The sequence below is a fragment of the Klebsiella sp. HMSC25G12 genome, from assembly GCF_001807705.1.
Lineage (GTDB): Bacteria > Pseudomonadota > Gammaproteobacteria > Enterobacterales > Enterobacteriaceae > Klebsiella > Klebsiella variicola.
Genome location: NZ_KV789880.1, coordinates 52,809 through 71,354, shown reverse-complemented (window position 1 = coordinate 71,354; position 18,546 = coordinate 52,809). Strand labels below are relative to the sequence as shown.

The following is an 18,546-nucleotide window of genomic DNA, read 5'->3' as shown; positions in this document are numbered from 1 at the left end:
GCGGGTGGAAAGCAGCGGGCAGAGTATAGAGCAGATGGTCGTCAAGCGGGTAAACAAGCAATCAATTGCCATAAAAAAACACCATCCTGGCAACAGGACGGTGTTGTTTATCATCACTCAGACTGAAAATTAACCACCGCGGCGTTTGCGGCCGGTAGCATGGATGTGGTTGAGGGTGGTTTCTTCATCGCCTTCCAGCACCACTTTTTTCTGCTGGGAAAGCTTATAGTTCAGACCGAGAAGATGACGTGCCTGATGGTTCGATTTCATTCTGACTCCTTTATCCTGTTCTGGTTTCAAGGGCAAACCCGGTGGTGACCGGATGAAATGTAACCCAAAGTCGGCCGCACGTTTTTTGTGCGACCTCAGCTAGGGTGGTCCATTTTCAGGGCAATAGCAACCTTCGCGCGCCAGATTAAGAACAGTCTCCCTCACGCACAGCCGGGATCATCACTTCATCTCGCCGGTATTAACTTTGGCGCTTAACTCCAGCGAGCTGGTCTCCGCCAGGCCCGGCCACTGCGTCTCCATGGCCTTGATCACCCCGGCCGAATCCTGATGCGTCTTCAGCGCCTGCTCAAACTGCTGGAGATACGTTTTTGTGAAGCGCACCGCGCTGTCTCCCTCCGGCGGGGTGCCGAGGTAATGACCAGGGATCACCCGCTGCGGGTGCAGGGCGATCATCTGGTCCAGCGTGTGGCGCCATTGCTGGCGACTGGCCGATGTCTGGGTGTCGGCGGTCCAGAGATGCATGCCCCACGCCACGCCTGTGCCGCCGAGGATCGTTTTGTTCGCCCGGATCCAGACGAACGCCGCGTAGTCATGCGGCTGCATGATCGTTACTTTCTCACCGTCGATGGTAAAGCTGTTGGCCTTCAGCGCCTGCGGAACGTACACCTGTGTCGGCGCGCCATCTTTCATTTGCGGGCCCCAGTACGCCAGTTTGGCCGCTTTGGTGGCTTCAATATGTTTGACGACCTCCGGCGTGGCGACCACTTCCGCCTGCGGGAAGGCTTTCATCAGCGGTTCAAGACCAAAATAGAAATCCGGATCGCCAGAGGTGATCACAATCCGCGTGAGCGGCTTGCCGTTTTTCTTGATCATGTCTACCAGCTTTTCGCCGTCTTTGACGCTGAACTGCGCGTCAAACAGCACTGCTTCGTGCGGGCCGGAAACGAGAGTGGAGTTAACGGCAAAGAGGCCCTTTTCCTGCGGATTGTAGGTTTGCAGCGTCAGAGGCGCCGCGAAGATCGAACCGCTGAACAGGGCGGTGGCAACAGCAAGAGCAGATAATTTCATGATGTGTTCTCAGTAACAGGTGAATGCGTTCCATTGTACGGATTTCGCTATTTGATAGAATTCCTGAAATAAGAGATGCTGAGTTTCATAAATCGTGCAGGTGAAGGGGGGCATGATGGACAGGGTGATTGCTGCTCAGGTATACCTGCGCATCTGCGAGCTGGGAAGTCTCAGCGCCGCGGCGCGGGCGCTGGGGATGTCGCGTCCGATGGTCAGTCGCTATCTGGAGCAGATGGAGAACTGGGCTGGCGCCCGGCTGATCCATCGTTCCACCCGCCGGCTGACCCTGACGCCGGCGGGGGAAAAAGTGTTGCTTAAGACCCGCGGGTTGACGCGGATCGCCGATGAAATCGCCGGCGAGCGCCAGCGGGCCGACCCCAGCGGCACGCTGCGCATCGCCTGCGCGCACTTCACGGCAATGCAGCTGATCTCTCCGCTGCTGCCGGACTTCCTCGCTCGCTATCCGCAGCTGCGTCTGGAGCTGGATATCAATAACCATCCGGTCAGCCTGATCGGCGAGCGCATCGACGTGGCTATTCGCATTACCGACAACCCCGAGCCCGGGGCGATCGCTCGCCGCCTCGGGCTGTGTCGTTCGCTCCTCTGTGCCGCACCGCGCTGGCTCCAGCAGCATGGCCCGCTGGCGACGCTTGACGATCTGCAACAGCATAACTGTCTGTTATACAGCCACTTTGCCGGCCAGCGCTGGCAGTTCAGCGATGCGCAGGGGCAGGAGGCGTCGGTGGCGGTGAGCGGCAATCTGAGCGCGGGGATCTCTTCTCTGCTGCTGGAGGCGGCGGTCGCCGGGTGCGGCATTGCGATGCTCCCCGAACTGGAGGCGCGGAGCGCGTTGGCCAGCGGGGCGCTGGAGGTGGTGCTCCCTGACTGGACGCCGAAGGCGCTGAGCGTCTATGGCATCTATCTTTCCCGCGACTATCAGCCCGATGGGCTACCGCTGTTTCTGGATGCGCTGCAGCGACGTCTGGGGGAGATTGCCGCCGGGGCATGAACATGGCGTTGCGTTCAGCGGCAACACCGGCGGGCGGTGGCCCTGCCGGTGAGCTGACGATGAGACTTACTCGTTGCCCCATTGATTAAGGAAGTTGGCGATATCGTCAATTCGGCGTTCATCAATGGCCGCTTCGCGGGCCATCTCCTGCTGCGCCTCTTCATCGATCTCTTCGTTATTCATCAGCCGCTCAATCAGCAGTTGAAAATAGCGCGCCAGCGCATCGCGTTCCGTCTCTTTAACCGGGGAGGCCGCTTCGGTCTCGTACTCGTCCACGATGTCATAAAATTTCAGGGGGATCTCATTACTCATCAGTTGTCCTCAGGGTCAGCGCACAGCGGCGGGCGGATATCATAGCATGCAGCCGGCTAAACACGCTGCGGGAGAGGAAAAATCGCCACACAGGGGCTGCGCGGCGATCGTGTTGGGGAGGGACCGGCATGACGCCGGCCCGCTTATGGGCCCGGAGGCGACGGATTTAGACCACGCCGTCCCCGCCGTCAGAACACCACACCTGACCGGAGGTATAGGAGCAGGCGTCTGATGCCAGGGTGACGTACAGCGGGGCGATCTCGACCGGCTGCCCCGGGCGGCCCATCGGTGTGTCTTTGCCGAACTGTTTCACTTTCTCGTCCGGCTGGCCGCCGCTGGATTGCAGCACCGTCCAGTAAGGGCCTGGCGCCACGGCGTTGACGCGAATGCCTCGTTTCGCCACCTGCTTGGCCAGCGATTTGGTAAAGATCGCCAGGCAGGCTTTGGTCTGGGCATAATCGAGCAGGATCGGGCTGGGTTTATAGGCCTGCACCGAGGTGGTATTGATGATTGCGCTCCCGGCCTGGAGATGGGGCAGCGCCGCGCGAGTGATCCAGAACGGCGCGTAGACATTGGTTTTAAAGGTGGCGTCAAAGTCTTCGGTGGTGAGCTCCTCGAGCGTCTCGCAGTATTGCTGACGTCCGGCGTTATTGACCAGGATGCTCAGGCCTCCCAGTTGTTCCACCGCGTCTGCCACCAGCGACTGACAGAAGGACTCGGAGCGAATGTCCCCCGGCAGGGCCACTGCCGTGCGACCTTCGGCTTTGATCAGCGCGATGACTTCATCGGCATCCTCTTGCTCCTCCGGCAGATAGCTTATGGCGACATCGGCCCCTTCGCGGGCAAAGGCGATCGCCACCGCGCGGCCAATGCCGGAGTCGCCGCCGGTAATTAACGCTTTCTTACCCGCCAGCCGCCCGGTGCCGGTGTAGCTGGTTTCTCCGTGGTCCGGTGACGGCTCCATCTCCGCATCCAGACCCGGCGGGGTTTGTTCTTGCTCCGGGAACTCCGGACGGGGAGCCGTCTCTTCTGGCAACATGGAGGTGGGTAATTTTTTCATTGGCGGTTTTTCATCTTGCATAGTCATCTCCTTCAGACAGAACGGGCCAGACCTAAGGATAGGTCAGCTTCACCCCAGGCCAGGCAGCGCGAGAGGATCATCTCTCTTGTTTAACAGGCAAAATAGGGGCTTTATTTGACTTTAACCGGCTGATCCTTGGCGAATTTCGTTGTATGTCGCTGCGTTATTATTGGTGGTGTTAAATTAGGATTATTCCATCCTTAATTTGCGGTGCGGGGCTATTTTACCGGGCGGGCTGAATGACGGTATGCTTTTTTAAAGGCGAAGGGGTGTGTATTGTGAAAAAATAGTTTTTTGCACCTATGGATGGTTGATGAACTACTTCATTGTGAGTATTTTTATGACGGTGGTGTCTGGCTGATGAAAAAATAAAAAATCGCCCATCATTTTCATTTTTTTACAAAGGCGCCGGGGCGAAAAAATTCATGATAGTGAATGGTGATAACCTAAGGCGAATAAGTGAGTTACAATGTATTTATTTTTACTGCCGCTTCGTTATTTATTTTTTATTTGCCATTTGGCGTGGATAAAAGCCTGGCGTTAATTTGACTCCTGCGAGCATTCCTCTAGTGTTAGATATCGAGGGCGATGATTTGTAACAGGGTCATTTTCCATTTACCAACCGAGATCGAGTAAACCTAAAAGGTGAAATTATGGCAGAGCATAGAGGCGGTTCAGGTAACTTTGCAGAAGATCGTGAAAAAGCATCCGAAGCCGGGCGTAAAGGCGGACAGCACAGCGGCGGGAACTTTAAAAATGATCCTGAACGTGCATCCGAAGCCGGTAAAAAGGGTGGTAAGAACAGTCATGGCGGTGGTCGTAAAGCCGGTGACAGTTAATGACTGAAGCCTGAGGCGCTTTAAAAAGGGCGCCGAAAAAAAAACCTGTGGGCCTGCCGGTCCGCAGGTTTCTGTTTATATGGGCTGATAATAATAAATCTGGTCGAATACTCGTATTTATTTATCGGCAATACGCGAAGAGTAAATGAATCGGCAACATGCTGGTTAACGGTTAAGTATTTATAACATAGCAGGTAATAAAAATGAAACTGACACCGGCATTGATTAAACGTTGCCATCTTGTGGCCGCCGTGATGTGGGTCATTCTGGCAATACCCTCGTTAATCTGGTGGAAAAACAGCGTCCTGTGGGTCATTCTCATTAGCATCTATGCGAATATCGTTGGGCATTTATCCGGATATAGCGCAGCGCGAGCGGATCAGGCGGCGGAAGAGAATGAAGATCCCACATCCAAATAAAGGATTGGTTATCAGAGGTATTTATGACGGATATTGAAAATTACCATAACTGGCTGCGCGATGCACATGCGATGGAAAAACAGGCCGAAGTGATATTAATCGCCGCAATCAGAAGGAGTGAGAACTATCCGCCACTGCGCACGCGTCTTGAACAACATCTCTATGAAACCCGCCGGCAATTATCGTCTCTGCAGGATATCATTGCCCGTAATCATATTTCCCGCTCCGCGCTGCAGGATGCGATGAGCCGGGTCGCCGCATTGGGCCAGTCCATTGGGATGATGCTGCCCGGCGATGAGGTCATTAAAGTCATTATCACGGCCTATGTTTTTGCGCAATTCGAGGTCGCCTGCTATACCGCCTTATTGACGGCGGCGAAACGGGTGGGCGACCACCATGCCATCCACGCCCTGGAGGCGATGCTGGCGGAGGAGCGAGGCATGGCTGACTGGCTGCTTCATCATCAGCCGACGATCGTCGGGCAATTTCTGCATCGTGCCGATCTGCCTGGCGTTGAGGCCGGAAAATAAGCCGCCGGAGAAAAACTATGGTTAAACGCCACACGATCGCGCTCCATGCTGTCGAGGAACAGGTTCCTCTGAAATTAACCGCCAGACAGCAGGCTCTGGTGGACGCGGTGGCGAATCGGGCGCCTTCAGCGGAACACGCTACCGTATCGCCTGTCGCTAAACCCCGGCCGACGGCGAGGGGCGGACGTAAACCGCGCTGAATCTGCTGGCGAGTGACGGGCCACCCGTCAGGGTGAATAAGCAAGGTGATAGTGATGCAACGGGAACAGTGGTTTCACAGAGCGGTCATTTATCAGGTTGATAGTTCACTGTTTTATGACGCTAACGGTGACGGCTACGGCGATCTCGCCGGTATTCGCCAAAAGCTACATTACATTCGCAGCCTCGGGGCGACGGTGCTCTGGCTGACGCCTTTCTATCTCACCCCTCTGCAGGATGATGGCTATGATATCAGCGACCATCTGCAGCCCGATCCGCGCTTTGGCACCATCGCCGACGTGATTGAGCTGATTGCCCGCGCCCGGGAGCTGGGGCTGCGGGTGATTGTTGAGCTGGTGATCCAGCACACTTCCGCCCAGCACCCGTGGTTTCAGGCGGCGCGACGCGATCCCCGCTCACCGTGGCGGCCATACTATCTTTGGGCCGACAGGCCGCCGGAGAAGGACGATCCCCCCATGTTTCCCGGCGTCGAGGAGAGCGTCTGGCGCTGGGATGAACAGGCCGGGCAATACTATCGCCACATGTTTTATCGTCATGAGCCGGATCTGAATCTTGCTCATCCGCCGGTGATCGCTGAGATCGAAAACATCATTACCTTCTGGCTGCAGGCGGGGGTGTCAGGTTTTCGCCTCGATGCCGCGTCGCATCTGGTGAAACAGGCTGGGAAGGGTGACGAGGCGCGCGGCTACCCGCTACTGACCCATCTCCGGCAGGTCGTTCAACGCCTCAATCCCGAGGCGATACTGCTGGGTGAAGTAGACGTTGCGGTAGAAGATTACCGCCATTATTTTGGCCACGGCGATCGGCTGCAGATGGTGCTCAATTTCTGGCTTAACAAATACCTCTATCTCAGTCTGGCGCAGCAGCGCGCCGCGCCGGTGGTGAAAGCCCTGCAGGCGATGGTGACCCCGCCGGACGGGTGCTGCTTCGTCAACTGGCTGCGTAACCATGATGAACTGGATCTCGAGGGGATCGGCGAACGCAATAAACGCCAGGTTATCCGCACCTTTGCCCCTGATAAATCCATGTCCGTTTACCAGCGTGGCGTACGCCGGCGACTGGCGCCGATGCTGGATGGCGATACCCGGCGCATGGCGCTGGCCCATGCGATCCTGCTGGCGCTGCCCGGCGTGCCGGTGATGCGCTATGGCGACGAGATTGGCATGGGAGACGATCTGAGCTTACCGGAGCGCTACGCGGTCAGAACGCCGATGCAGTGGTCGGCGGCGCCCAACGGCGGCTTTTCCCGGGCGGCGCGGGACGATCTGCCGGTAAAACCGATAGCCAGCGGGCGGTGGCGTTACCAGCGGATCAATGTCGAAGCAGCGCTGCGCCACCCCCGATCGCTGCTGAACCGGGTGCGCAATATGGTGCTGGCGCGGGCGGAATATACCGAGCCGGGCTCCATTCCTTTCGCCATCCTCGCGGTGAAGCCTGCTGCGGTACTGGGCCTGTGCTATCGCAGCGAATCGCGGGAAGTGCTGATGCTGGCGAACTGCAGCCAGCAGGCGGTAGAGGTCCTGCTCCCGCCGCTGGCCGAGGGCTACTGGAGCCCAATTCTGGAAGATAAGCTCTATCAGGATGGGCTACACGGCGGGAAAGATGCGCGGCTGGCGCTTTCCGGGTATGGGTACCGCTGGTTCAGCCGGAGCCTGGATTAACGCCGTTTCCCGGAACGACGGAACAACGCCCGCAGAGCCATCGTCGCCACCGCTACCCCGACGCCGGCAGCCACTTTTCCCGGGAGATCGGCGCTAATGGTCACCGCTTTACGCCGTGCGCCATCGTTAAAGGGGCCGTGTCCGGGGTGATTGCCGCGTACCGGCGTGAACAGGTCGTCCTGATGCTCTGCCGGCTTCGGCTGGCCGGTAAACTGTCCCTCCCACGCCTTTTTCACCATCAGCCGATCGAGCAGGCGAGGAAAGAAGACCTGACCGAGGATCGACTGGATGGTGCTTTTCCCGACCCACAGTTCGTTGACCGGACGCTGGATGACGCTATAGATAGCCTCGGCGGCGACTTCTGGCTGATAGACCGGCGGCACCGGCTGCATGGCCTGATCCATTTTATTCCGCGCCCAGCCAAACTGGGCGGTGTTCATCCCCGGCAGCTGGACCATGGTCAACTGGATGTGGCTTTTCTCGTGCATCAGTTCGGTACGCACGGCATCGGTAAAGCCGCGGATCGCCGCCTTGGCTCCACAGTAGGCCGATTGCAGGGGAATCGACCGCCAGGCCAGCGCCGAGCCGGCCTGAATAATCACTCCCCGATCCCGGGGCGCCATCACCTCCAGCGCCGCGCGGGTGCCGTTGACATAGCCGAGATAGGTCACCTCCGTCACCCGGCGAAATTCCTCCTCGCTCATCTGACGAAAGGGGGCCAGCACGGTGGTCATGGCGTTGTTGATCCAAACGTCTATCGCGCCAAGTGTGGCTTCCACCTCGGCGGCGGCGCGCTGCAGCGCCCCGGCATCGGCGACGTCGGCGCTAATGGCCAGCGTTTTAATGCCAAATCGTTCGCAGGCCTGCTGGGCTTCCTGCAGACCCGTCTCATCTCGGGCGATCAGCGCCACGTGGTATCCTGCGCGAGCGAAACGCAGTGCGGTGGCTTTGCCCGCCCCCGCGGTTCCCCCGGTAATTACCATCACAGACATAGAGACCTCATTTTTTTTGGCTAGCGCAATATTAACTGCACAGATCGGTTAATTATTCCTCACAAATGACAATGACGAGGTGGGAAATATCCTGGAATATACGCAGTGTGAATCAGACGACATATCCGGATGATGCTGGCTGGATCGTGCCTGCATCGGCGAGGACGTTCTATAATCTGTTAGAACCCTGTCAACCCGCGAGGAGGAAAAATGGTGACATTAAACATGCTTAGCGTTGAAAAAGAAGAGGATGATGCCACCCGCGCCCCCGAATCAGGTGATAAACAACCGGAGCGCGATAAATAAAATTGAGACTATTCCTTTTCAGGAATAATGGATATCTGGCCGTTACGCTCGAGGATAGCGAATTTGATCGCTTTGAGCGCATAGATCCCATGGTGCTGCCTGGCTGCCAGCAGGATATCATCGACAGAGATATTGACGAGCTTTATCTTTTCGTCGATGACAGCACCATTTTCCACCACAATAACCGGGCTGCCATCAATGAAATTTTCCGCCTGCGAGAAGCGTTTCTTAATATAGCCGAATAAAATATCAACACCCACCAGGGTGACGATGGTGAGCATCGAACCGGTGACGGAATAGTCTGTGCTGAGCATCGCCTGTTGCGTGGCTTCGCTAATTATCAGCAGCAATATTAGATCAAAGTTGGTTAACTGCATCAGCGTTCTTCTGCCAGCAATCTTAAAAATAATCAACAGGATAAAATAGATTGCTGCGGCTCTGAGGACCATTTCCATAGCCACTCCTAGGGATAGACAAACTGGTTCCAGGTGACAGGCGCGCGATCGTTCACTGCCGCCTGCAGGGAAATATTGCCGGCTGTTTTTGGGGTAATGGATAACCACACGGACATCGGCGAGCGGTTGGCCGCTTGCTGATACACGAGGTATAATTTCCCCTCGGCACTGTACATTTTATCCGGCTGCGGGCGGATATCACCGACCTGGTAGCGCGATAAAAACGGGGCGGTGAAGCTGATAATTTTTTCACTACCTCCATCGGGTTTAATCTGAATATTCACTTCGGTTTCACTCATCAGTCTGGCATACCGCTGATAATCGACGCTTAATTCACCTTTGGCACTTTCCCGGTGCGCTTCACTGAAATAACCGGAGGACCACAGACCGCTTAGCGCGGTAAGAATGATGAGACTCAGAACAATTATCCCATAGCGCCGGAATCGATATTCGAAGCGTAGTGCTCGTTCATTCTCGTCAACGATGGGACAATCCTGTTGATTCTTAATCATTATTATTTTCCCCGCGTTTCGTTTCGGCAACAGCGTAACGATAAGGACATTCTTATATTAGTCGATATCAGAACAATTGACTTTGTAAAAGTGAATCGCCTCAGCCAGGCTTTATTCTAATCATCGGTAAAATGACGGAGGGATGATGAAAAAATTAGCGCTCGCTATGGCCTGTGTACTCGCCGTGGGTATTGCACAGGCGGACGATAAGGGCGGTTTTAGTCAGGATGCCGCACCGCCGCCGCCGCACAAACTCGATGACGGCTATCGCGGCGTCGAGGATGGCCGGATCATGACCGTTGAGCAGGCGAAAACCATGCACGATGGCGCGACTATTTCACTGCGCGGTAATGTGCTCACCCGCCAGGACAATGACCGTTATCAGTTTCGCGATAAAAGCGGCACCATCACTGCCATCATTCCGGCCGCCGCGTTTAACGAACAGCACGTAGAGCCTGACGATCTGGTCAGCATCAACGGTAGCCTCGATCGCAAAATGACGCCGCCGGTGGTGCGTGTCGATCGTCTGCTCAAGCAGTCGCCTAAGTAATCGGAGAACGCCGATATGAGTAACACATCTCAGCCGCAAGGTGAGCAGGGCGGAAAACATCCTGCGCGCGAGGCGCCTGCCGAGCATGGCGAAGTGCCGCGTAAACGGGACGACAGCAAGGACGACAAAACCGATCCTTATCAGCCACACGATGGTCGTTAGCGAGGCTGACCACGAGATCCTTAAGGGCACAGTGATGCCCAGGCCGCAGAAAAGGCGCAGGTTCGGCATCACGCACTATACTTTTTGTTCGACATCATCACAGGAGGAGTCACATGGCGATTCATAAGAAAGGGCTGGCGCACTGGGAAGGCGATCTGAAACATGGCAAAGGCACCGTGTCGACAGAGAGCGGGGCGCTGAGCCAGCAGCCCTACGGCTTTAACACCCGTTTTGAAGGGGTGAAAGGCACTAACCCTGAGGAGCTGATTGGCGCCGCGCATGCCGCCTGTTTCTCAATGGCCCTGTCGCTGATGCTCAGCGAAGAGGGCTATACCGCAACGTCTATCGACACGACGGCGGTGGTCACCCTCAATAAAACCGACGGCGGCTTTGCGATAACCGACATCGCGCTGCAAAGTCAGATTGTTCTGCCGGACGTTGCGCCGGCGGCGTTCGATGAGATCATTCAGAAAGCGAAGGCCGGTTGCCCGGTATCGCAGGTGCTGAAAGCCAATATCACTCTCGACTACCAGCTGAATCCGTAAGCTGTCGTGCCCGCGCGCAGCGGGCACCCTTTCCCGATATCTCTCCCTGCGCTGCCCAATAGTGGTATCTTTTGTCCTTTAATTGCACGTAAGGGACATCATCATGATCGGCATTCGCGGGATGATCGAGGCGCAGGTGCTCGGCCTGACCGGCATGGCGCTAAAAGAGATCGATTTTGAACAGCCTAAAGGGGAGCCGGGGCTTTTTGGTCCGCAGTCGGCCATCTGGCAGGTACACGGCGATTTTACCTCGATGCTCTGCGGCGGCATCAGCGCGCTGCTGCTGCAGATGCTGCATCCCCTGGCGCTGGCCGGCGTCTGGGATCACTCCCGTTTCCGTGAGGACATCTTTGGCCGCCTGCGCCGCACCAGCCAGTTTATTTCCGCCACCACCTTTGCCACTACCCCCGACGCCGAGCGGCTCATCGCCAAAGTGCAGGGGATCCATCAGCGGATCGGCGGGGTGGATAAGGACGGAACGCCTTATCAGGCCAGCGATCCGGCGCTGTTGACCTGGGTGCACGTCGCCGAGTGCAGCCGCTTTATGGCCTCCCACCTGCGCTACAAGCGGACAGTAGTCAGCGCCGAGCGCCAGGAGGACTATTTCCGCGAGTCGGCGGAAATCGCCCGTCGGCTGGGGGCCCAGGACATCCCTCAGACGCCGCAGGAAGTGGCGGACTATCTCGAGGCGATGCGCCCGCAGTTGCGCTGTGACGAACGTACCCGGGAGGTAGCCGAGGTGCTGCTCTCTACTCGTCTGCCGGGTAGGCTGAGCCAGCCGGTGGGTCAGGTCATGATGCGCGCCGGGATCGATCTGCTGCCGGAATGGGCGCAGGAGATGCTGGGGCTGTCGCTCACGCCGCTGCAGCGGCGCACGACGCGCCTGCTGGTGCATGGCGTGGCCCGCGTGCTCCGTGCCTCGGTACGCAACGGCGCCTGGCATTGCGCCATGCGCCGGATGCAAGTGGAGTGAAGGTCACTCCGCCTAGCCCAGCTGTCGGGCAATCAGTGCCTCCAGGCTGCCATCCGCCCGCCACTCGCTGAGCGCGTCATTCACCGCGTTGAAGCCAGCGACATCCGCCCGGGCGACGCAGATGGCCTGCTGGATCTCAGTAAAATTATCCGCCAGTACCCGCACCCCAGCGTGCTGACGGGCTGTCGCCTCCAGCGGCTGTCGGATACCGGCGACCATATCTCCTTCACCGGCGAGGAAGGCGTCGATGGCCTCCTGCGAGGAGGGAAGGCGATTCAGGCTGGCGTGCTGCAGATGACGGGTTAACCACAGATCGTAAGCGGCGTTTTGCCCGACGTTAATGGTGGTTGCCGGGCGATCCATGTCAGCCACCCGCTGACAGGCCGAATCGGCTCTCACCAGCGCGGTCCCCTGGATGGTGATGTAGGGAGGCGTAAAACGCAGGGTCGCTTCCCGGGCCGGGTCGATGGCCAGAAACGCAATGTCCCAGTGATCACCGCCGGCGTCAGCCACCACTTTTCCGGCGGCAGGATAGGGGACGAACTCGGCGGTGACGCCCCAGCGCGTCGCCAGCCGATGGCTAAGCTCGACGGTGAGACCTGCGGGCTCCCCCGTCTCCCCGAGATGGGCCAGGACCGCGTTGCCCAGGTTAATGGCAAAACGCAGCCGGGATGAGGTGTTCTCTGACATCGCTGACTCCTGTGGTGGTGAAGAGAAAGTGGCCCGACCTGCCGGGCCAGTCATAAGATAGCCCATCCGCGCGCGGTTGTACCTGTCCTGCCACCCTTTCAGAATATATTAATAATCGACAGCGCCGATATCGTTAAACGGAAAGGCAATGGCTTTTATATTGTTAAGCATAAACTCAGCTTGTCAGTTTATTCTTCCCGCTCACAAAGGGAGAGAAATAATGACACAACATAATTTTGAAAATGATAATAAATATCATGAGCGTTCGGTGCAGGCGCGAAAGAGTACCCTTATTAGCGTGGTGGTCAATATTTTCCTTTCCGTGTTTCAGGTTGTGGTGGGAATATTCTCTGGCTCCCAGGGGTTGATTGCTGATGGAATGCACTCTTTTTCCGATCTGGTCGCCGATGGGGTGGTGCTGGTGGCGAATAAAAAGAGCCGTCGACCCTCAGACCACGATCACCACTATGGACACTGGCGCTACGAGAATGGCGCCTCGCTGATCCTCGGCGCGATCCTGGTGCTGGTCGGGGTCGGCATGCTGTGGTCCGCGGCAGGTCACCTGGCGCAGCCGCAGACGATTCCGGCGGTGCACAGCGTGGCGCTGTGGATGGCGCTGGTGGCGCTGGCCGTTAAGGAGGGGCTGTTTCGCTATATGCTGGCGGTCGCCACGCGGCTGAATTCATCGCTGCTCATCGCCAACGCCTGGCATGCCCGCTCCGATGCCGCGTCATCTCTGGTGGTGGCGCTGGGGATTATCGGTAACCTGGCCGGGTTCGCCTGGTTCGATCCGCTTGCCGCGCTGGCGGTGGGACTGCTAATCACCCGCATGGGCTATCGTTTCGCCGCCACGGCGCTGCACGATTTAATGGACCGCGCGGTCGATGAAGAGACGCAGCGGGCGATCGCCGGCACGCTGCAGGCCACGCCGGGCGTGGCGGGTCTGCACGATTTGAAAACCCGTAAGGCGGGGGATCTGGTGCTGGTGGATGTCCATCTCGAGGTGGCGGGAGAGATGTCGGTAGCCGAGGGACATCAGATTGCCCGTCAGGCGCGGGAGCGGGTCCTGGCGCAGCATCCGGTGCTTAACGTAATGGTGCATCTTGATCCCAGCGACGCGGCCAGCGCGCTAGGCGGGGCTGACAAAAGCGGCCTGGCGCACCCGGTGTCCTGAACCGGCAATTTTATTGGCTCAGCGGCTATTTTTTCCCTGAGCCTTAATTGCTGGCGCATCGATTGCCTGAAATATAAAAAAAGCACATACTAAAAACGCCATTACCATCGCTAAATAATGGCGAAGATCTGCCCATCGCAGTTAACGATAAAATAAACCAATCGGTTCATAGATAATCTCTATTCTTTATTCAGAGATAATGACCAGAGCGGTAATTCAGGAAGTCAGACAATGATCATTCGGCCAGAACAACACTGGTTTCTTCGCTTATTTGACTGGCACGGCTCCGTGCTGTCGAAAATCATCTTTCGTCTGCTGCTTAATGTGCTGATGTCCATCATCGCCATTATCAGCTATCAATGGTACGAGCAGCTGGGGATCCACTTAACGGTGGCGCCGTTCAGCCTGCTGGGGATTGCGATTGCGATTTTTCTCGGCTTTCGCAACAGCGCCAGCTACAGCCGGTTCGTCGAAGCGCGCAATCTGTGGGGGACGGTGCTTATCGCCGAACGTACGCTGGTACGCCAGTTGCGCAATATCCTGCCGGCCGAACACGATGTCCATCGCCGCATCGTCAGCTATCTGGTGGCCTTTAGCTGGAGCCTGAAGCACCAGCTGCGCAAAACCGATCCGACGGCTGACCTGCGGCGGCTGCTGCCGGATGACAAGGTGGCGGAGATCCTCGCCAGCTCAATGCCCACCAACCGGATCCTGCTGCTGGTCGGCAACGAAATTGGCCAGCTGCGGGAGGCGGGCAAGCTCAGCGACATCACCTACGGGCTGATGGACAACAAACTCGATGAGCTGGCGCACGTGCTGGGCGGTTGTGAAAGGCTGGCGACCACCCCGGTGCCATTCGCCTATACCCTGATCCTGCAGCGCACCGTGTACCTGTTCTGCACGCTGCTGCCGTTCGCGCTGGTCGGCGATCTGCACTACATGACGCCGTTTGTCTCGGTGTTTATCTCCTACACCTTTTTGTCGTGGGATTCGCTGGCGGAAGAGCTGGAAGATCCTTTCGGTACCGCCGCCAATGATCTGCCGCTGAACGCCATGTGCAATACCATTGAGCGCAATCTGCTCGACATGACCGGTCAGCATCCGCTGCCGGAGACGCTGCGTCCGGACCGTTACTTCAATCTGACCTGAATCAGACCCACCGGGCGGTTTCCGCTGCCCGGTCATCGCTTTCCCGTGGGTCTTTTATCCGTCAGCGCACAGCGACGATAACCGCGAAAATTTGCAAATAAGTTAAATTTAACACCTGATAGATAACATCAATTATACAGATTTGTGGTGTATGTTATTATTCAGTTAACAAACGCAGTACCTACGCTTTCCCATCGTACTATCCTTGAGAAACCGCATCCTAATCAGGTGACGCCGTGCTAACCACGCCACGTCGCCCGGGGCCGTCGTACGCCTTTTTTCAGGCTGCGGCGGCCAGAACAGAGCAGCAGGAGTTAAAAGATGACCAATAAAAGACGCGCGGTGCCCGGTGTTCACCCCTATGATGGCCCGGCAGGCGGGTGGGGCGCCCTGAAGGCCACGGCCATCGCTGTGCGTACCCAGATGGATGCTTTCGAAGCGCCCGCCACGCTGCTGCGAACTAACCAGCCGGATGGGTTTGACTGCCCGGGCTGCGCCTGGCCGGATAAAGAGCATAAATCCACTTTTCAGTTTTGCGAAAATGGCGCCAAAGCCGTGACCTGGGAAGCGACCACCAAACGGGTGACGCCCGCGTTCCTCGCGGCCAACACCGTGACCTCCCTGCTGGCGAAGAGCGATTTCGAACTGGAGGGCTATGGCCGCTTAACGCATCCTTTAGTCTACGACCGCGCCAGCGATACTCTGCGTCCGGTGGCGTGGGAGCAGGCCTTCGCCCGCATCGGCGAGATCCTTCGCGGCCTGCAGCCTGATGAGGTCGAGTTCTATACCTCTGGCCGGGCGTCCAATGAGGCAGCGTGGCTGTTCCAGCTGTACGCCCGCGAGTATGGCACCAACAACTTCCCCGACTGCTCCAACATGTGCCACGAATCCACCAGCGTGGGCCTGCCGCAGTCGATCGGGATTGGCAAAGGCACCGTCTCCCTCGACGATTTTGACCAGACCGAGCTGGTGATCTCCATCGGCCATAATCCGGGCACCAACCACCCACGGATGATGGGCACCCTGCATGAGCTTTCCCGCCGCGGCGTGCCGATTATCGTTTTCAATCCGCTGCGTGAGCGGGCGCTGGAGCGTTTTGCCGACCCGCAGAACGTGATGGAGATGGCGACCCGGCGCTCGACGCCGATCGCTTCGACCTACTACCAGGTGCGGGCCGGCGGTGACGCGGCGGCGCTGAAAGGGATCGCCAAAGCGCTGCTGCAGCTGGAGGAGGAGCAGGGCAATGTGCTCGACCACGCGTTTATTACCCAGCATACCCAGGGATTCTCTGCCTTCGCCGAGGATCTGCATGCCACCCGCTGGCAGGATATCGAACAGGAGTCCGGCCTGACGCGCGAATCCCTGACCCAGGTCGCCGTGGCTTACGCCAAATCCAGGGCCACCATCGTCACCTACGGCATGGGTATTACCCAGCATAATAAAGGCACTTCCAACGTCCGTCTGATTGCCGACCTGCTGCTGATGCGCGGCAACATCGGCAAGCCGGGCGCTGGCATCTGTCCGCTGCGCGGCCACTCAAACGTGCAGGGAAACCGCACCGTCGGGATCAGTGAAAAACCCTCTGCGGCCTTCCTCGACAGCCTGCAGCGGGTGATGGGGATTACGCCGCCGCGGCATCATGGTCACGATGCGGTGAAGGCCCTGGAGGCCATGATCGCCGGCGACGCCAAAGCCCTGATTTGCCTCGGGGGCAACTTCGCTGTGGCGATGCCGGATCACGAACGCGCCTTCCCGGCGATGCGCGGCCTTGAGCTTAGCGTTCACGTCGGCACCAAGCTCAACCGCTCGCACCTGCTGACGGCGAAAGAGACCTTTATTCTGCCGTGTCTGGGCCGCACCGAGCTTGACCTGCAGGCCAGCGGCCGGCAGTCGATCACTGTCGAGGATTCGATGTCGATGGTGCATGCGTCGTCAGGCAAGCTTAAGCCCGCCTCGCCGACGCTGCGCTCGGAGCCGGCGATTGTCGCCGGTCTGGCGAAGGCCACTCTGCCGGCCAGCAAAGTGGACTGGCTGTATCTGGTGGAAGATTACGACCGCATTCGCGATCTGATCGAACAGACCATTCCGGGGTTCGAGGAGTATAACCAGCGTATTCGTCATCCAGGGGGCTTCCGCATGCCGCTACCGCCGACCGAGCGCATCTGGCCAACGGCCACCGGTAAAGCGATGTTCTCCGTCTTCAAAGGGGTGCATGAGAACGTGGTGGTGGAGGGCGAAGATGTGATGCGCTTAGTGACGCTGCGCAGTCATGATCAGTACAACACCACCATCTACGCGATGGATGACCGCTACCGCGGTGTTTTTGGCCGCCGCGACGTGCTGTTTATGAATGAACAGGACATGGCTGCCCAGGGGCTGGAACATGGCGATCGGGTAGATATTCATACCGCGCTGCCAGACAGCGAGCTGACGCTGGAAGATATCACGGTGGTAGCCTACGGCATCGCGCCCGGCACCGTCGGGGCCTATTATCCGGAAGCCAACGTGCTGGTGCCGCTGAACTATCTGGATGAAGAGAGCGGCACCCCTTCATATAAGTCGGTTCCCGTTCGTCTGACGCTGCGCTCGAAAGAGATCCGTCCGCTGGCCGGCGTACGCTAAAAAGCAGGGCGCAGGGCGGCATCGCGCCGTCCTGCGCCCCACAGCACCTCGTGATATCCTCGCTTGAATTTATCGCTACTGAAACTAACATTCTGGTAACCTGTGCGCGGCCCCGGGGGTGAACGGCGGGGTTCAAACGGGAAAGAGAATGGATATTAAGCAACTCAAGTATTTGATCGCGCTCGATCAGACGCGCCATTTTGGCCAGGCGGCGGCGGCCTGCCATATTACTCAGCCGACCCTCTCCATGCGCATTCGTAATCTGGAAGAGGAGCTGAACCTGACGCTTATTCAGCGCGGCCAGCGCTTTGAGGGGTTTACCCCGGAAGGTGAGCGGATCCTGGCCTGGGCGCGGGCGGTGCTGGCTGCCCATGATGGTCTGGCGGCAGAGGCGGCGATCTGTCGCGGGCAGATGGTCGGTCAGCTGCGGGTCGGCATGGTGCCGCTGGCGAGCCTGAACCCGATGCAGCTGATTAAACCGCTGGCGGAGAAATACCCGGCGCTGCAGTTTAGCCTGCTGTCGATGACCTCGGAGCAGATTATCGATGGCGTCAGCCGTAACCAGTTGGATCTGGGCATTTGCTATCTGCAGCATCTGGACCAGCGCCTGTTTAAGGTCGCCCGGTTGCCGCAAACCCGGATGGGGCTCCTGCATGATAAACGCCATTTCGACTTCAGCGGTGCGACGCCGGGGTGGGAGGCGCTGGCGACGTTGCCCCTCGGTTTTCTGACCAAGGGAATGTACTACCGGGAATCCATTGAAATCAGCTTTAAGGCTAAAGGGCTAACGCCGAAGTATGTTTTTGAAAGCGATTCGACGTTTCAGATTATCCAGGCGGTGCAGGCGGGGATCTGCTGCGCGATTATGCCGCTCAACAACGGCCTCGAAGCGCTGAGCGATAATCTTGAAATTCTGCCGATCGCCGAAACCCAGGTCGATTCACAGCTGGCGCTCATTATGCGCCAGCAGGAGCCGGTATCAACCCTGGCGGAAAAATGCTTCGCCGAGGCGCAGGGGATTTTTGGCTGAGGCCAGTCCCTGCGACA

General features: G+C 57.9%; 23 protein-coding genes. 15 read left to right on the top strand and 8 right to left on the bottom strand.

Translation table 11 applies throughout. The annotated features are described in order from the left end of the window. Positions 1 to 4 precede the first annotated feature (4 nt). Positions 5 to 133 carry a hypothetical protein gene (locus HMPREF3096_RS30895; RefSeq protein ID WP_046619973.1) on the top strand — a complete coding sequence of 43 codons (129 nt, stop codon included), beginning with the start codon at positions 5 to 7 and terminating at the stop codon, positions 131 to 133. Here HMPREF3096_RS30895 and sra read toward each other — a convergent pair. Both sra and HMPREF3096_RS11960 read right to left on the bottom strand, forming a co-directional pair. Beyond that, positions 130 to 270 carry a stationary-phase-induced ribosome-associated protein gene (sra, locus tag HMPREF3096_RS11965; protein WP_012541615.1) on the bottom strand — a complete coding sequence of 47 codons (141 nt, stop codon included), beginning with the start codon at positions 268 to 270 and terminating at the stop codon, positions 130 to 132. The genes HMPREF3096_RS30895 and sra overlap by 4 nt on opposite strands. Positions 271 to 450: 180 nt before the next feature. Next, positions 451 to 1,299 carry a Vmh family MBL fold metallo-hydrolase gene (locus HMPREF3096_RS11960; RefSeq protein WP_070544448.1) on the bottom strand — a complete coding sequence of 283 codons (849 nt, stop codon included), beginning with the start codon at positions 1,297 to 1,299 and terminating at the stop codon, positions 451 to 453. A 115-nt stretch (positions 1,300 to 1,414) separates the two neighbouring features. On the opposite strand from HMPREF3096_RS11960, the gene HMPREF3096_RS11955 reads away from it, so the two are divergent. Next, on the top strand, positions 1,415 to 2,308 hold the full coding sequence (locus HMPREF3096_RS11955; protein ID WP_070544447.1) for a LysR family transcriptional regulator: 894 nt from the start codon (positions 1,415 to 1,417) through the stop codon (positions 2,306 to 2,308). 66 nt (positions 2,309 to 2,374) lie between these two features. Here the strand turns inward: HMPREF3096_RS11955 and HMPREF3096_RS11950 are convergent, their stop codons facing one another. Continuing rightward, a complete protein-coding gene (locus HMPREF3096_RS11950) occupies positions 2,375 to 2,620 on the bottom strand; it encodes a DUF2543 family protein (protein ID WP_008804755.1) in 246 nt (81 codons plus the stop codon). A 166-nt stretch (positions 2,621 to 2,786) separates the two neighbouring features. After that, complete coding sequence (locus tag HMPREF3096_RS11945; protein ID WP_008804756.1) at positions 2,787 to 3,701, bottom strand: SDR family oxidoreductase; 915 nt, start codon at positions 3,699 to 3,701, stop codon at positions 2,787 to 2,789. A gap of 653 nt (positions 3,702 to 4,354) precedes the next feature. Here HMPREF3096_RS11945 and HMPREF3096_RS11940 point away from each other — a divergent pair. The 5 genes from HMPREF3096_RS11940 (at position 4,355) to HMPREF3096_RS11920 (ending at position 7,369) form a co-directional block, all read left to right on the top strand. Continuing rightward, the gene (locus tag HMPREF3096_RS11940; RefSeq protein ID WP_008804757.1) at positions 4,355 to 4,540 is read left to right on the top strand and encodes a con-10 family general stress protein; all 186 of its coding nucleotides are present in this window, start codon (positions 4,355 to 4,357) and stop codon (positions 4,538 to 4,540) included. A gap of 203 nt (positions 4,541 to 4,743) precedes the next feature. Further along, the gene (locus HMPREF3096_RS11935) at positions 4,744 to 4,959 is read left to right on the top strand and encodes a hypothetical protein (protein ID WP_008804758.1); all 216 of its coding nucleotides are present in this window, start codon (positions 4,744 to 4,746) and stop codon (positions 4,957 to 4,959) included. Positions 4,960 to 4,982: 23 nt separating this feature from the next. Continuing rightward, positions 4,983 to 5,489: a ferritin-like domain-containing protein gene (locus tag HMPREF3096_RS11930; RefSeq protein WP_012968125.1), complete on the top strand. Its 507-nt coding sequence runs from the start codon at positions 4,983 to 4,985 to the stop codon at positions 5,487 to 5,489. A gap of 17 nt (positions 5,490 to 5,506) precedes the next feature. Next, entirely contained in the window at positions 5,507 to 5,689 is a 183-nt protein-coding gene (locus HMPREF3096_RS11925; protein ID WP_012968126.1) for a hypothetical protein, read from the top strand. Between the two features lie 54 nt (positions 5,690 to 5,743). After that, positions 5,744 to 7,369 (top strand): alpha-amylase family protein, encoded by a 1,626-nt coding sequence (locus tag HMPREF3096_RS11920; protein ID WP_070544446.1) that lies wholly within the window; start codon positions 5,744 to 5,746, stop codon positions 7,367 to 7,369. On the opposite strand, the gene HMPREF3096_RS11915 is transcribed toward HMPREF3096_RS11920, so the two are convergent. The 3 genes from HMPREF3096_RS11915 to HMPREF3096_RS11905 form a co-directional block, all read right to left on the bottom strand. Next, positions 7,366 to 8,361: an SDR family oxidoreductase gene (locus HMPREF3096_RS11915; protein WP_012968128.1), complete on the bottom strand. Its 996-nt coding sequence runs from the start codon at positions 8,359 to 8,361 to the stop codon at positions 7,366 to 7,368. The two genes, HMPREF3096_RS11920 and HMPREF3096_RS11915, sit on opposite strands and share 4 nt — an antisense overlap. A 314-nt stretch (positions 8,362 to 8,675) precedes the next feature. Beyond that, complete coding sequence (locus HMPREF3096_RS11910; protein ID WP_070544445.1) at positions 8,676 to 9,122, bottom strand: DUF421 domain-containing protein; 447 nt, start codon at positions 9,120 to 9,122, stop codon at positions 8,676 to 8,678. Positions 9,123 to 9,130: 8 nt separating this feature from the next. After that, the gene (locus HMPREF3096_RS11905) at positions 9,131 to 9,634 is read right to left on the bottom strand and encodes a hypothetical protein (RefSeq protein ID WP_023297676.1); all 504 of its coding nucleotides are present in this window, start codon (positions 9,632 to 9,634) and stop codon (positions 9,131 to 9,133) included. 145 nt (positions 9,635 to 9,779) lie between these two features. Between HMPREF3096_RS11905 and HMPREF3096_RS11900 the strand changes: the two genes are divergently transcribed. From HMPREF3096_RS11900 to HMPREF3096_RS11890, 4 genes are all read left to right on the top strand, one after another. Next, positions 9,780 to 10,184, top strand: a complete 405-nt coding sequence (locus HMPREF3096_RS11900; protein ID WP_008804764.1) for a YdeI family stress tolerance OB fold protein — start codon at positions 9,780 to 9,782, stop codon at positions 10,182 to 10,184. A gap of 15 nt (positions 10,185 to 10,199) precedes the next feature. Further along, on the top strand, positions 10,200 to 10,346 hold the full coding sequence (locus HMPREF3096_RS30890) for a hypothetical protein (protein ID WP_012541624.1): 147 nt from the start codon (positions 10,200 to 10,202) through the stop codon (positions 10,344 to 10,346). Between the two features lie 113 nt (positions 10,347 to 10,459). After that, a complete protein-coding gene (locus HMPREF3096_RS11895; RefSeq protein ID WP_008804765.1) occupies positions 10,460 to 10,891 on the top strand; it encodes an OsmC family protein in 432 nt (143 codons plus the stop codon). Between the two features lie 103 nt (positions 10,892 to 10,994). Continuing rightward, on the top strand, positions 10,995 to 11,864 hold the full coding sequence (locus HMPREF3096_RS11890; RefSeq protein WP_012541625.1) for an oxygenase MpaB family protein: 870 nt from the start codon (positions 10,995 to 10,997) through the stop codon (positions 11,862 to 11,864). A 12-nt stretch (positions 11,865 to 11,876) separates the two neighbouring features. Here the strand turns inward: HMPREF3096_RS11890 and HMPREF3096_RS11885 are convergent, their stop codons facing one another. Next, positions 11,877 to 12,554 carry an ABC transporter substrate-binding protein gene (locus HMPREF3096_RS11885; protein ID WP_070544444.1) on the bottom strand — a complete coding sequence of 226 codons (678 nt, stop codon included), beginning with the start codon at positions 12,552 to 12,554 and terminating at the stop codon, positions 11,877 to 11,879. Positions 12,555 to 12,774: 220 nt separating this feature from the next. Between HMPREF3096_RS11885 and HMPREF3096_RS11880 the strand changes: the two genes are divergently transcribed. The 4 genes from HMPREF3096_RS11880 to HMPREF3096_RS11865 all read left to right on the top strand — a co-directional run bounded on the left by HMPREF3096_RS11880 (position 12,775) and on the right by HMPREF3096_RS11865 (position 18,529). Beyond that, a complete protein-coding gene (locus tag HMPREF3096_RS11880) occupies positions 12,775 to 13,728 on the top strand; it encodes a cation diffusion facilitator family transporter (protein ID WP_042947889.1) in 954 nt (317 codons plus the stop codon). A 231-nt stretch (positions 13,729 to 13,959) separates the two neighbouring features. After that, entirely contained in the window at positions 13,960 to 14,877 is a 918-nt protein-coding gene (locus HMPREF3096_RS11875; protein ID WP_012968132.1) for a bestrophin family protein, read from the top strand. Positions 14,878 to 15,198: 321 nt separating this feature from the next. Beyond that, positions 15,199 to 17,499, top strand: coding sequence for an FdhF/YdeP family oxidoreductase (locus tag HMPREF3096_RS11870; RefSeq protein ID WP_032700946.1), 2,301 nt, complete (start codon positions 15,199 to 15,201; stop codon positions 17,497 to 17,499). 148 nt (positions 17,500 to 17,647) lie between these two features. After that, a complete protein-coding gene (locus tag HMPREF3096_RS11865) occupies positions 17,648 to 18,529 on the top strand; it encodes a LysR family transcriptional regulator (RefSeq protein WP_012541629.1) in 882 nt (293 codons plus the stop codon). Positions 18,530 to 18,546 lie beyond the last annotated feature (17 nt).